Source organism: Acinetobacter sp. I-MWF (assembly GCF_025433935.1).
Lineage (GTDB): Bacteria > Pseudomonadota > Gammaproteobacteria > Pseudomonadales > Moraxellaceae > Acinetobacter > Acinetobacter guillouiae.
The window spans coordinates 4,106,333-4,120,170 of sequence record NZ_JAMBAR010000001.1; the positions used below are offsets into that span (position 1 = coordinate 4,106,333).

Below are 13,838 nucleotides of genomic sequence, written 5' to 3' on the forward strand. Positions count from 1 at the left end.
ATAACTCCTCTAATGCCTATTCAACAAATGAAGTTTGAGCATCAGTTGTTTCAGTGGATGCAGATGCATCTTTAGCTTCCGATGTGCCAGTTGATGATTTTCCTGCACCACCCGTAATAAATTTGGTAATCAAATCTTCTAGATCCATCGTACCTTGGGTATTTTCAATGCTTTCACCACGTTTAATGTAGTTAATGCCGCCACCTGGTACGATTTTCAAATATTTTTCGCCTAAAAGACCATTGGTTGCGACCATTATGTAAGCATCTTCATCAATATTTGTGATGGATTTCATGTTACCTAACAGTTGCTTTTCCATTTCTTTTTGTTTCTCAGGTGTTGCAGCCTGATAATCAGCACTGTAATGTAAATCACCTAGCGCATTTTCTTTTACTTTCTTCAACTGTTCCGCATTGAAGGTGGTCAATGAACCATCCAAATCGAATTTAACCGTTGCATGACGTGTCACAGGATCAAGTGTAATTGCATCAACTTGTCCAATTTTAACACCGCTCATGGTCACTTTGGCACGCGGTTTTAAACCATTCACATTGTCGAATGTTGCAGTCATTTCATAACTGTCTTTTAAGTTTGTACCGACCAAACCACTCACTTTCATGGCTAAAAAGAATAGAGCAAGAGCAAAAATGATGACAAAAATACCGACGGTCAGCTCACTAGCACGTGATTTCATTAAACACCTCCGAACATGACCGCAGTCAACACGAAATCAAAACCTAAAACACATAACGATGAATACACAACAGTACGTGTCGTAGATGTTGCGATACCTTCAGATGTTGGTTCACAAGCATAACCTTGATACACCGCAATCCAAGTACAAATTAAAGCGAATACTAAACTTTTAATGATGGTTCCGTTAAACACATCTTTCATAAACTGAGTGCTACTCAGAATACCACTCCAGTACGAGCCTTCGTCTGCGCCGAGAAAATCCACACCGACCATTTTGCCACCCATAATACCAATCGCAGCAAAGATCACAGACAGCATCGGTAAACTGACAATACCGGCCCATAAACGTGGAGAAATCACACGCTTTAACGGATCAACACCAATCATTTCCATACTAGATAATTGTTCAGTTGCCTTCATTAGACCAATTTCAGCAGTCAAAGCAGAGCCAGCACGACCAGCAAAAAGCAAGGCAGCCACAACAGGCGCAAGTTCACGCAACAAGGTTAAAGCCACAGCCGCGCCCAACATGGCTTCACTACCAAAAGTGACCAAGATGTTATACATCTGCAAACCGAGTACTGCACCGATGAACAGCCCAGATACCGCAATGATCAATAAAGACAGTACGCCTACTCGATACATCTGATAAATGAAAAGTTTTACACCAAGTATTGTTGGCAAAGAGAATAAAATGCGCAACAACATGAGCATTGCAACACCAATGCCCTGAACACGTTCTAGAACGCGTCTACCCAATAAGGCAATAGCATTCATGAACTAACCTCATTACTTAAATAGGCTTGATGACTAAATTGATAATCAACAGGACCTTCAACCGAACCTGTTAAGAATTGCTGTACAAATGGAGAAGCGTGCTGTTGCAATTGCTCAGGTGTCCCCTCGCCTTGCACCTTACCTTCAGCCACAACATAAATATAGTCAGCAATTGATAATGTTTCATCAACATCATGTGAAACAATAATTGTTGTTAGATCTAAAGCGTCACGTAATGATCGAATTAATCGGGTCAAAACCCCCATCACAATCGGATCTTGCCCAGCAAAAGGTTCGTCATACATAATCAAATCTGGGTCAAGCGCAATCGCACGAGCAAGCGCCACGCGTCGATTCATCCCGCCAGAAAGTTCTGCGGGCATCAACTTTTCAGCACCACGCAAACCAACCGACTCTAATTTTAGTGCCACCAACTCAGCAATTAAATTTTCTGGTAATTTTGTATGTGCGCGAATTGGAAAAGCAACATTTTCATAGACGGTCATGTCGGTAAATAACGCACCACTCTGAAATAACATCCCCATACGCGCACGTGCAGCAAAAAGCTCATTACGTGACATCGAAGCAATGTTTTTCCCATCAAGTCGTACTTCACCAGCATCTGGGCTAAGCTGACCACCAATGAGCCGTAACAAGGTTGTTTTACCTGTTCCAGATGGTCCCATGATTGCGGTAATCTGCCCACGACGAATCTGTAAACTCACATTATCGTAGATAACGCGTTCACCTCGGTTAAAACTTAAATTTTTGACTTCAATTAAAGCTTCAGCTTCGGAATGACTGTGTTTATTCATAGCTGAACTTTTTCCTGCATTTATCAGCCCACATACTATACTCTTAAATATCTATATGTTTTGTAATTAAAAGATAATAAAAAATCATAAAGAATATTCATCTTTATAAACAATGTTTGTTGGGCTATTTTTTAGTTTTTTACTTTTAAATTTTATTTAATGAGCAAATAGATTATCTAAAAAGCAGGCTATAAAAAAAGTACCCAACATTTGAGATTAATAAAAGTGAGAACATATATAACATAATTACCTCAAAGAAATCATCAACTTTATTAGATTCAATTTTTCATAAGTTAAGTCTAACTGTTTTATTAAATAAATTGAACTATGTCACACTTTATTCTACCAAATACTTTTCAACTTGCAATAAAAAACCAGCCTGAAGGCTGGTTTTTTATTAAAAATATCTAATTAATCGTTGAATTTGCGACGCGGACGGTCTGCATTGAATTCACGTTTTGGACGATCTTCACCACCAAATTCACGCTTAGGACGATCATCACCGCCAAACGCACGTTTAGGACGATCTGAATTAAATTCACGCTTCGGACGGTCTTCACCACCGAATGAACGCTTAGGACGATCATCACCGAAAGAACGTTGTGGACGGTCACCGAAACCACCTTCACGACGTGGTGGACGATCACCAAAATCACGCTTAGGACGATCAGCAAAACTGCCTTCACGACGTGGTTTGTAATCTACGCTGTTACCACGGTTGTCATCATTCGAGTTAAAACGAGGTTTATCGTTAAAACCGCCTTCACGACGTGGACGATCAGAGTTGAAATCACGCTTAGGACGATCTTCACCACCGAATGAACGTTGTGGACGGTCACCGAAGCCGCCTTCACGACGTGGTGGACGATCACCAAAATCACGCTTAGGACGATCTTCGCCACCGAATGAACGTTGTGGACGATCACCGAAACCACCTTCACGGCGTGGTGGACGATCACCAAAATCACGCTTAGGACGATCATCACCATAAGATGGACGATCACCACGTGGTTTGTCATCGAAGCTACGACGTGGACGATCATCACCGCCTTCACGACGTTTGAAGTTTGATTCACCTTCAAAACGACGACCACCGCCGAAACCGCCACGACCGCCTTCACGACGACCGCCACCGTTACTACGACCACGACCGCCACCATCACGACTACCGCGAGCTGGAGGTGGAGATGGCTCTAGACCTTCGATTTCAGAAACACTTAAACGCGCTTCTAAATAATCTTCTAAAGCACGGATTTTACCGCGTTCACGGTAAGTTGCTAAAGTGATTGCTTTACCAGTACGACCCGCACGACCTGTACGACCAATACGATGCACATAATCTTCATTCTTCATTGGAAGACCGAAGTTAATTACGTGAGAGATTGTTGGTACATCAAGACCACGAGCAGCTACGTCTGTAGCAACAAGAATTTTTGCACGACCTTCACGGATACTGCGTAAACGACGGTTACGTACAGTTTGTGGCATAGCACCATGAAGCGCAACAACTGAAAGACCAGCTTCTGCAAGCTCTTCAGCAAGCATATCTGTATCTTCTTGAGTTGAAGCAAATACAACTGCTTGATCTACGTCTTCTTCATTTAACCAATGCGTAAGCAATTTTTTCTTATGCTCAAAGCCATCAGTCCAATGTAAAGTTTGGGTAATATCAGTATTTGTTGAATGACCTGTTTCAATTGCAATACGTTCAGGTTCGTTCATCATGCGTTCAGCAAGATTAATGATACGTGGTGCAAATGTTGCAGAGAACATTAATGTTTGTTTACGATTTAAAGCTAAATCGCTGATTGCTTCTAGGTCTTCAGAGAAACCTAAGTCAAGCATACGGTCAGCTTCATCGACGATTAAAGCATCAACTAAATCAAGTTTAATTTGACGACGGTTTACAAGATCAAGTAAACGACCTGGAGTCGCAACAACAACTTGTGCACCTTTTAATTGTTGGATTTGCTTACCAAAAGGCATACCACCCATGATTGCTGCAACACGTACACCTTTCATATGGCGTACAAATGCAATCGCATCTTGACATACTTGTTGTGCAAGTTCACGAGTAGGTGAAATCACCAAGATATTTGGTTGAGTTACTGCTTTCATACGATCTTTAAATGGTACAAAAGTATCTTGACCAGCTAAAGCGTTTAACGTAGGGAGTAAGAATGCAGCTGTTTTACCAGAACCAGTTTGGCTTGATACTAGAAGGTCTTTTCCTTCTAAAGCCGCTGGAATAGATAGTTCTTGAACAGGAGTCGGCGTAGTAAAACCAAGACTCTCGAGTGCTTTCTGTAGCGACTCGTCTAATGAAAATTCAGCAAAAGTTTTGCTCATAGAGATATTCACCCTAATGTGGGTGCTCCATTAATATATGGTCTGATGGACATCGGCAAAAAGCGGCACAGCAATAATCGCTGAAAATATAGAATCAGCGGCGATCCGAGAACGACGATGCGTATAACGCACATTTGATAACAGCCGCAACCTGAAGGAATCGCTTAAGCGATTGGGTGGGGCGCGAAATATTGTCCTCTCTTTGGACCGGACGCGCATACACAATATAGAAGAGAAATGTTCAGGTAATGAACGAAATTTAGTGCGTGCGCAGAGTATAGCAGAATTTATAATAATGTCACGAAGTTTTATTGTTTTTTCCTGTATTGTATTAAGTCATTCATTATCTACAGGAATTAAATAAAAAACTTGATCTACAGCTAAACTTTCATCCTTAAGAATATCTGCTACAGCTCCCCCTAAACACTCAACGGTAAACTCGCTTAGAATAATCGTATTGGTTTGCCAATGATATGTGATCTTAACTTCCCCCAATAAGTTGTATTATTTTTATATCAGTACTATTCGCTAGGTCTTGCAATCACCAATGTTTAAACGACTATATTCCGTATTAATAGTATCGCATTAAATCACAACCCATAAAAAAGCCCTCATAAAGATGAAGGCTTTTTAAAACTCAATCTACACAAGTATAAATTACTTCGCAGCTTCACCCCAAGCAGGAACAACAGCTTGCATCAATGGTTTTAGCATTTTCATAGAACACGCAATCACTTGACCATTTTCCATAGAATCTGAACCACCACGAGCATCAACGACAGTACCACCCGCTTCTTTCACCATAAGCTCGCCTGCTGCGATATCCCAAGGTTTTAAACCGAGTTCAAAATAACCATCTAAGCGACCAGCTGCAACATAAGCCAAGTCTAATGCAGCAGAACCCGCACGACGATATTGTGCGCCAGCTTCAGTTACATTTAATAATGATTCAAAATGGTTTTTCGCATAAGAAACAATCTCACCATTACGTTTAGCGCGGTAAGCATGACCTACACCCATAAAGGTATTTTCAAGACTGTCTTTAACATTCACACGAATACGACGTTGATTCAACATTGCGCCACGACCACGGCTTGCAGAGAATAGCTCATCTTTCACAGGGTCATAGATAACACCGTGTTGAGTTACACCTTTATGTTGAACTGCAATAGATACACAGAAATGTGGGAAAGCATTGATAAAGTTTAAAGTACCATCAAGAGGATCAATCACCCAACACCAATCAGCATCGTGACCTTTACCTTCTTGTAGCCCAAACTCTTCACCAAGGAAGCTGTGATTTTTATAACTTTTACGAAGCGTATCAATAGTCAACTGCTCGATATAACGATCTACACGAGTTACTGGACCATCAATACCTTTTTCTTCGACTTGTAGATCGAGTTTATGACGATTTTGATGCGCTTTTAAAAGCTCTTGACCAACTAACTGAGCCGCACGCGCAGCCATCACCACCATAGGTTCCATTGAACACCCACTACAAATTTGAAGATACTGATAAAGAATAATGCATAAAAGCGCCGACATTTTAGCAAATATCGGCGCTTTTTGGGAAATTTTGTTGCTAAATTTTTACAACTTTAACTTTTACATGAGGTTAAACGTGTTGTACCAGCTTTAACCAAGCCTGTTCAATCGAGTTTTGAATACCTTTTACATCTAAACCACAGTCTTGGAGCATTTCAGAATGGCTTGCTTGTGCGAGGAATTCATCAGGTAAACCTAGGTTTAAAATTGGCTTCACAATTTGCGCCTGTGCCAAGAACTCATTTACCGCACTACCAGCACCCGCCATTACAGCATGTTCTTCAACAGTTACAAATAAGTGAGTTTTGTCTGCCAAATCACGAATAATCTGTTCATCCAATGGTTTCACAAAACGCATATTGATCACACGAATTGCAATATCCAACTTTGGTGCCAGTTGTTTTGCTGATTCAAGCGCAGGTTGAACTCGACTACCAAAGGCCAAAATCGTGATACCTTCTTCGTGTTCAGTATTGAGTTCTAACAATACTTCAGCTTTACCAATTTCCAGCTCAATCAACTGTTGTTGAATTTCTACACCTAAACCATTACCGCGTGGATAACGGACTGCAGTTGGGCCTTTGTATAGATATGCTGTATGCAACATTTGACGACATTCGTTTTCGTCTTTTGGCGCCATGATCACCATATTGGGTACGGTACGCATATAAGCATAATCATACGCACCAGCATGCGTAGGACCATCTTCGCCGACTAAACCTGCACGATCAATACCAAAGGTCACATCAAGATTTTGTAAAGCAACATCATGAATCAATTGGTCATAACCGCGTTGCAGGAAGGTTGAATAAATCGCCACAACTGGCTTCAATCCTTCACATGCCATACCCGCAGCTAATGTCACGGCATGCTGTTCTGCAATTGCAACATCAAAGTAACGCTCTGGAAATTGTTTAGCAAACTGTACCATGCCTGAGCCTTCACACATGGCAGGCGTAATTGCGAGTAATCTGTCGTCTTGTGCAGCTTCATCACAAAGCCATTGCCCAAATACATCTGAATATTTTGGCGCTACATTTTTAGTTGCTGATGCATTAATTTTGCCAATCGCATGATATTTAATTTGATCCGCTTCAGCAGGTGCAAAACCCTTACCTTTCACGGTATAGACATGGATCAGGCGTGGCCCTTTACGCTTTTTCAGCGCATTAAAGACTTGTACCAATTGCTCCACATCATGGCCATCAAATGGGCCAAAATAATCAAAACCAATGGCTTTAAATAGATTATCCGCAGCATCAGTCGCAGATTGATGTAAACGAGAGTTGTAGTTCCATTCAGGGCAATCCTGTACAAAAGCTTGCCCTTCTTCATCAATATTGATGAATTGCCCTTGTTCCCAAATTGCAGCTAAATGCTTTGCAAAACCACCCGTGCTACATGAAATCGACATATCATTGTCATTGAGCACCACCATCAAATCAGCATTATGCGCCACTGCATCATTCATGGCTTCAAATGCCATTCCAGCAGTCATCGCACCATCACCAACGATGGCAACAACTTCACAAGGGTCTTTTTGATAACGACGTGCCAAAACCATACCCAAGCCAGCAGAAATTGCAGTCGATGAATGTCCTACACCAAAAGTGTCAAATTCAGATTCATCCCGTGCTGGAAAAGCCGCCAATCCATCTTTAGAACGGATGGTCATCAATTGCTCACGGCGTCCTGTAAGGACTTTATGTGGATACGCCTGATGGCCCACATCCCAAACTAAACGATCTCGTGGTGTTTCAAAACAATAGTGTAAGGCAACTGTTAATTCTATAACGCCAAGGTTTGCACCAAAATGCCCGCCACTTTGTCCAGCAGCATACAAAATAAATTGACGCAATTCGTCTGCGACCTGCGGCAATTGGCTTTGCTCAAACTGACGTAATTGTTGAGGATGATTAATTTCATTCAACAAAGGCGTAACAGGACGATGACTAGGTATTTCGGTATACAACATATGTGGCAAAGCCTTCTAAAGCCTGGCAAATCTAGCTAGGTAAACGGGTTAGCATGATTGTGAGAACCAATGATATCACATTCAATCAGCCACATTTATAATGATGCGTCATTGGAACTTCCAAGTCAGCAAGTGTGCTCTTGGTGTCAATTATCATGAATAATCTATCTATATATCAACTATTATCGTGTGCTTTATACAAAAAAGAAATTTTTATAGCAATGTTATCTATAAAAACATGCTTTACAAACCTACCAATGTCCAAGCATTACGCTATACTTTAGCCAATTTCTAAACAAATAGATGGAAGATTCTGTGTCAATAGAGTTTGTTGCCACTTCAAAATTACCCACTGCTTATGGTGATTTTAAAATTTCTGTATTTCAAGATCCACAAACAGGTGAAGAGCATGTTGCTCTTTCTAAGGGTTTAGAAATCGCGCCTACAAACCCCGTTTTAGTTCGTATTCATTCAGAATGTTTAACTGGCGATGCCTTTGGTTCATTAAAATGTGACTGTGGCCCTCAATTGCACAACACCATGAAAATGATGAATGATGCAGGCCAAGGTGTGATTTTATATTTGCGCCAAGAAGGTCGTGGTATTGGTTTGACCAATAAAATCCGTGCTTATGCTTTGCAAGATCAAGGGCATGATACCGTTGATGCAAATTTATTGTTAAACCTACCTGCTGATGCACGTAAATATGATATGTGTAGCATCATGCTCGATCATTTACAGGTTAAACAAGTCAGGCTAATTACCAACAATCCATTAAAATTAAAAGCTTTAACAGATTTAGGTATTGATGTATTAGACCGTGTACCGTTGACAGTGGGCTTAAATAAGTTCAATGAAGATTATTTAAAAACCAAACATGATCGTATGTCACATATGTATGAGAAAGATGATTTTTAAATAATCACTAAGTTAAATAATAGGAGACTGAACTAATGAAATTAAGCTCAACCTTATTTGCAATCAGTCTCCTTTTACTCAGCACATAGTGTCAGGCATCTGATTCAAAAACCCAATCTGCAACCATTCAACAATTAAGACAGTTTCAACAACAAGACCATTTCTTGCCCGATAATTTTTTATATACGGGAATCAAAAATCCTCAATTAAAGCAAAAACTCAATCAAAATATAGCCGATACAAGTCAAGCTTTTATTAAACTTTATGAGAGTCATACACCGCCCTCTAAAAAACAATTACTTAAAACTCTTGCTGATGGCATCAATCAAATTGACCCATACAGCCTAGATACAGATGATAGAGAACAAGTTGCTGTTAGCTATGAAAAATTTTTAGATATTATTGGCCTAGAAAGCTCAGATGGTATTTTAAATACTTGGGTATATGGTGAAGTCATTAATAAGTTAATTGAACAAAAGAAATCAGTAAAACCATAACCTCTCTATTAATTCACTAATTTTTATAAATAAAACATCAAGAAAGGTTTTGCTATCGCGGATGGCGACAGGGATGTCGCCGTTGGGCAAGGGTGACAGGAGTCCCCTTTGCCCAACAAAGGATTTTTGTTTCTTTTCATCCCTGAAAAGAAAGGAATCATCTACACTTCTTCATCTAAATTTTTAAATACAATATTTTGTAAAATATAATCAAATCGTCATCGAGAAAATTTGCGTTTCAGGCTTTCTACGCTTTAAATGCAAATCAAACGCCATACAAATATTTCGAACAAAAGGCTTCCCTTGCTCCGTGATCACAATCCGATCCGCTTCAATGTTCAATAAACCATCATGCTGCATTTCAACAAGCTGTTGAATCACATCACCACGCTCAGCAAAATCCATCGCCTGATCTGACCAAGAGGTTTGAAAGGTGCACATCAAATTCAAAATATGCTGACGAATCTTTAAATCTTCGACACTTAACACATGCCCTTTTACTACAGGAATTTCATCATTTTCAAGACAAGTGTAATAGGCATCTAAATTTTTCTCATTCTGTGCAAAGCTATACCAACTATCACTGATTGAAGATAGACCCAATCCGATCATGACTTGTGTTTTTGATGAGGTATAACCCATAAAATTACGATGCAAAGTACCTGCATGAAATGCTTGATACATCTCATCTCGATCTAAAGCAAAATGATCCATTCCAATCTCATGATAACCATGCGCTAAAAGTTGCTTTTTCCCTTCCTCATATAGGGTTCGCTTCATCCCATCTTTAGGTACATCATGATCTTTAAACCCACGCTGTCCGTTGCCTTTAATCCAAGGCACATGCGCATAACTATAAAAAGCCAAGCGATCTGGCATTAACGTATTAGTCAAATCAATGGTATGCAACACATCTGCTAAATTTTGAAATGGCAAACCAAAAACCAGATCATGTGAAATCGATGTATAACCAATCTCTCTTGCCCATTGCGTCACTCTTTCTACATTTTCAAAAGGTTGCACACGATGAATAGCTTTCTGAACAGTCTCATTATAGTCTTGCACCCCATAGCTGACACGGCGAAAACCAAGCTCATACAAGACTTGTAAATGATCTCGCGTAGTATTATTGGGATGCCCTTCAAAACTAAATTCATAACCATCCGCAATATTGGCTTTGGCTAAAATACCTTGAATTAATTGTTGTAAATGCTCAACTGAAAAAAATGTTGGTGTCCCGCCACCCAAATGGATTTCTTTAATGATGGGTCTGTCTGCTAACAACTGACAATATAAGTCCCATTCTTTTAAAACGGCTTGAATATAGGGTTGTTCAACATCATGCCGTTTCGTGACTTTTTTATGGCATCCGCAAAATGTACATAGACTTTCACAAAATGGTAAATGAATATAAAGACTGATGCCTTCAGAGTGATTAGACTCATCAAAAGAGCGCTTTAAGGTCTGTTTCCATTGTTGCAGCGAAAATGATGCCTCCTCCCAATATGGAACCGTTGGATAACTGGTATAACGGGGTCCAGCAACATTGTATTTTTGAATCAAAGAACAACTCATATTCACTGCTCGATACGCAATTTACATTCAAAAGAAATAAACCCAAAAATTGAATTTACCTTCAATACATTGTGCTGAGCTTAAGCATAGATTTCAACCTAGTGAATTGCTCGGGATTGCGCAGCATGTATCCGCGATACCCAAAGATTTTTTTAGTCTCATTCGATTCATTCACGTCACGTTCAAAACATGCCTTTATGATGACTTGGTTTTGTTTTTTTAGCATTTTATGTTTTGATGTAGAAAATTTTTCAATTCTCCTTTGAGGATGATCATGCAAAACCCGACTTCTGCAGATATTCAACGTGTTCGTGATTTCCTAACAGATTTACAAGCTCGAATCTGCTCTGCCCTAGAGCAACAAGAAAAATTAGGCCACGGCACTGCAACATTTGAAATTGATGACTGGCAACGCCCTGAAGGCGGTGGTGGTCGTTCACGTGTTCTACAGAATGGTACTGTGATCGAAAAAGGCGGGGTGATGTTTTCTCACATCAACATTTCCAAACTGCCAGCTTCAGCAACAGAACGACATCCAGCAATTGCTGGAGCCAAAGCTCAAGCCTTGGGTGTTTCTTTGGTCATTCATCCAACAAATCCCAATGTTCCAACATCTCACGCCAATGTACGGCTATTTGTTGCAGAACCTGAAGGACAAGCACCAATTTGGTGGTTTGGTGGTGGTTTTGACCTCACGCCTTTTTACCCGAATGATGAAGACGTTTTATCTTGGCACCAAACAGCATTTGATCTGTGCGCACCGTTTGGTGAAGAAATTTATGCGGAACATAAACAATGGTGTGATGATTATTTCTATTTAAAACATCGTGATGAACAACGTGGTATTGGGGGTTTGTTTTTTGATGATTTAAATCAATGGGATTTTGAAAAATGCTTTGAATATATCCAAGCGGTCGCTAATGGTTATTTAAATGCTATTTTGCCTATTTTCCAAAGAAATCAGGATAAATCATTTACACAAGCCCAACGAGACTTCCAACTGTATCGTCGTGGTCGCTATGTTGAATATAATTTGGTTTATGATCGCGGGACTTTATTTGGCTTACAAACTGGTGGTCGAATTGAATCTATTCTGGTCAGCATGCCACCGCTTGCAGCTTGGTCTTATCGCCCAGAATGGGATGAAAATAGTCCAGAAAAACGTCTCACTGATCATTATTTAAAGCCTAAAGACTGGTTGTCGATATTAAAATAATCTCTCGACATTTAGGTTTCATCGTTAAAAAGCTATCTTTCATTCAAGATAGCTTTTTAACTTAAACCAATGAATACTTCTGAGAAAATAACGCTTGAAAGATTTACTCACAATTAAAATGAGAATAATTCACGATAAGAATACTTTTTTAATTTAATATATGCTCAAACTTGAGCTAAGATACCAACCTTAAAATTTCCTTAATTTTTTTGAAAAAGTCTTAGCGTTTAAAGAATATTATAGCAGTAGAAACCAGAGGTAGGTATGAGGAATTTATTAGAAAATCACAAGGTTACTCTTTCATTCAGTATTTTATTTTTATTAGCATGCTCCATTTCAACCACCATTATCTCTAACAACCATCTCTCTGACAGCATCTCAATTACTTCTAGTGTTGTTTTATCTGCTGGCTTTCTTGTTGTTTTTGCTATGATTTTCCTTGACTTCTTAGAGTCAGTTTGCAATCCATAAGTATCTTTTTTGAAGCACAACATTTTTTCAAAAAACCTTCCTCTTAAAAACCAGCTTTAGCGTGATTAAAAAAGCGCTCTAAATCATCAATTTATTCAAATTTTAGCATAAGCTAAACCGCAGATAGTTTGGTTGTATCATCCATTTTCACGTATATTGTCGACATTCTCTAAAAATCAACACAATCAATACTTGGACATTTGGCATGAGTAAACTATTCGCAGTCATTGGAAATCCGATTGAACACTCTCGTTCACCTGAACTACACCATGCCTTTGCAGAAAAGACTGGTATTGATCTCAACTATGTAAAACGTCTTGCCCCACTCGATGGCTTTGCTGCAAGTGTAACTGAATTCTTTGCTCACAATGGCGTAGGTATGAATGTTACTGTGCCATTTAAAGAACAAGCTTTTGCCTTATGCCAACAACTGACAGAACGTGCAAAAATCGCCAAGGCGGTCAATACGCTTTGGATGGAAAACGGCGTATTGCATGGTGATAATACGGATGGACAAGGTTTAGTCGATGCGATTAAAGCATTAGACTGGACTTTAGAAAACACAGATATTTTGATTATTGGTGCGGGTGGTGCAACTCGCGGCGTGGTTTACCCTCTGGTAAAAGCAGGGGCTAAAAAAATTGTGATTGCCAACCGTACCCGTTCACGTGCGGAACAATTGGTGGCCGATTTACAAAGCGCTGTTCCTGAAGCAGAACTTTCTGCTTGTAGCCTAGATGAATTAGATGGGCAATTTGATCTTGTTATCAATGCGACTTCAGCAAGCTTAACGGGTGATGCACTGATTCTTCCTGAAACCTTAACCTTTCACCATGCTTATGAAATGGCCTATGGCAAACCTTCAAGTTTTATCGATCAAGCCAAAGCGCGTCAGGTTCCAAGCTCAGAAGGCTTCGGGATGTTGGTTGGGCAAGCCATCGAAGCCTTTTATATTTGGAATGGGGTTCGTCCAAATTTAAAAGATTTTCTTTAATCATGGA

At 39.8% G+C, this 13,838-nt stretch carries 11 protein-coding genes; 4 read left to right on the top strand and 7 right to left on the bottom strand.

Annotated features, from left to right (window positions below):
• Nucleotides 1-16: 16 nt before the first annotated feature.
• The 6 genes from M2R48_RS19040 to dxs all read right to left on the bottom strand — a co-directional run bounded on the left by M2R48_RS19040 (nt 17) and on the right by dxs (nt 8,160).
• A complete protein-coding gene (locus M2R48_RS19040; protein WP_262087138.1) occupies nt 17-694 on the bottom strand; it encodes an outer membrane lipid asymmetry maintenance protein MlaD in 678 nt (225 codons plus the stop codon).
• Nucleotides 694-1,473 carry a lipid asymmetry maintenance ABC transporter permease subunit MlaE gene (gene mlaE / locus M2R48_RS19045; protein ID WP_004725633.1) on the bottom strand — a complete coding sequence of 260 codons (780 nt, stop codon included), beginning with the start codon at nt 1,471-1,473 and terminating at the stop codon, nt 694-696. The genes M2R48_RS19040 and mlaE overlap by 1 nt, the downstream gene beginning before the upstream one ends.
• Nucleotides 1,470-2,288 (bottom strand): ABC transporter ATP-binding protein, encoded by an 819-nt coding sequence (locus M2R48_RS19050; protein WP_004725631.1) that lies wholly within the window; start codon nt 2,286-2,288, stop codon nt 1,470-1,472. The genes mlaE and M2R48_RS19050 overlap by 4 nt, the downstream gene beginning before the upstream one ends.
• A 411-nt stretch (nt 2,289-2,699) precedes the next feature.
• A complete protein-coding gene (locus M2R48_RS19055) occupies nt 2,700-4,637 on the bottom strand; it encodes a DEAD/DEAH box helicase (protein WP_262087139.1) in 1,938 nt (645 codons plus the stop codon).
• Between the two features lie 657 nt (nt 4,638-5,294).
• Nucleotides 5,295-6,125 (bottom strand): inositol monophosphatase family protein, encoded by an 831-nt coding sequence (locus M2R48_RS19060; RefSeq protein ID WP_004725624.1) that lies wholly within the window; start codon nt 6,123-6,125, stop codon nt 5,295-5,297.
• A 130-nt stretch (nt 6,126-6,255) separates the two neighbouring features.
• Nucleotides 6,256-8,160, bottom strand: coding sequence for a 1-deoxy-D-xylulose-5-phosphate synthase (gene dxs / locus M2R48_RS19065; RefSeq protein ID WP_262087141.1), 1,905 nt, complete (start codon nt 8,158-8,160; stop codon nt 6,256-6,258).
• Between the two features lie 315 nt (nt 8,161-8,475).
• Here dxs and ribA point away from each other — a divergent pair, with 315 nt between their 5' ends.
• Both ribA and M2R48_RS19075 read left to right on the top strand, forming a co-directional pair.
• Nucleotides 8,476-9,078 (top strand): GTP cyclohydrolase II, encoded by a 603-nt coding sequence (gene ribA / locus M2R48_RS19070; RefSeq protein ID WP_016539373.1) that lies wholly within the window; start codon nt 8,476-8,478, stop codon nt 9,076-9,078.
• 125 nt (nt 9,079-9,203) lie between these two features.
• Nucleotides 9,204-9,575 carry a DUF4844 domain-containing protein gene (locus M2R48_RS19075; RefSeq protein ID WP_262087538.1) on the top strand — a complete coding sequence of 124 codons (372 nt, stop codon included), beginning with the start codon at nt 9,204-9,206 and terminating at the stop codon, nt 9,573-9,575.
• A 210-nt stretch (nt 9,576-9,785) separates the two neighbouring features.
• Here the strand turns inward: M2R48_RS19075 and hemN are convergent, their stop codons facing one another.
• On the bottom strand, nt 9,786-11,150 hold the full coding sequence (hemN, locus tag M2R48_RS19080) for an oxygen-independent coproporphyrinogen III oxidase (RefSeq protein ID WP_262087142.1): 1,365 nt from the start codon (nt 11,148-11,150) through the stop codon (nt 9,786-9,788).
• Between the two features lie 274 nt (nt 11,151-11,424).
• Between hemN and hemF the strand changes: the two genes are divergently transcribed.
• Together hemF and aroE are read left to right on the top strand one after the other, a co-directional pair.
• Nucleotides 11,425-12,366, top strand: coding sequence for an oxygen-dependent coproporphyrinogen oxidase (gene hemF / locus M2R48_RS19085; protein WP_262087144.1), 942 nt, complete (start codon nt 11,425-11,427; stop codon nt 12,364-12,366).
• 676 nt (nt 12,367-13,042) lie between these two features.
• On the top strand, nt 13,043-13,831 hold the full coding sequence (gene aroE, locus M2R48_RS19090; protein ID WP_262087145.1) for a shikimate dehydrogenase: 789 nt from the start codon (nt 13,043-13,045) through the stop codon (nt 13,829-13,831).
• Nucleotides 13,832-13,838: the final 7 nt, after the last annotated feature.

What these genes read in the sequence shown, in the direction of transcription:
- hemN (WP_262087142.1), bottom strand. Translation starts at nt 11,150, where the DNA reads ATGAGTTGTTCTTTGATTCAAAAATACAATGTTGCTGGACCCCGTTAT.
- M2R48_RS19040 (WP_262087138.1), bottom strand. Translation starts at nt 694, where the DNA reads ATGAAATCACGTGCTAGTGAGCTGACCGTCGGTATTTTTGTCATCATT.
- M2R48_RS19055 (WP_262087139.1), bottom strand. Translation starts at nt 4,637, where the DNA reads ATGAGCAAAACTTTTGCTGAATTTTCATTAGACGAGTCGCTACAGAAA.
- dxs (WP_262087141.1), bottom strand. Translation starts at nt 8,160, where the DNA reads ATGTTGTATACCGAAATACCTAGTCATCGTCCTGTTACGCCTTTGTTG.
- aroE (WP_262087145.1), top strand. Translation starts at nt 13,043, where the DNA reads ATGAGTAAACTATTCGCAGTCATTGGAAATCCGATTGAACACTCTCGT.
- mlaE (WP_004725633.1), bottom strand. Translation starts at nt 1,473, where the DNA reads ATGAATGCTATTGCCTTATTGGGTAGACGCGTTCTAGAACGTGTTCAG.
- M2R48_RS19050 (WP_004725631.1), bottom strand. Translation starts at nt 2,288, where the DNA reads ATGAATAAACACAGTCATTCCGAAGCTGAAGCTTTAATTGAAGTCAAA.
- M2R48_RS19060 (WP_004725624.1), bottom strand. Translation starts at nt 6,125, where the DNA reads ATGGAACCTATGGTGGTGATGGCTGCGCGTGCGGCTCAGTTAGTTGGT.
- hemF (WP_262087144.1), top strand. Translation starts at nt 11,425, where the DNA reads ATGCAAAACCCGACTTCTGCAGATATTCAACGTGTTCGTGATTTCCTA.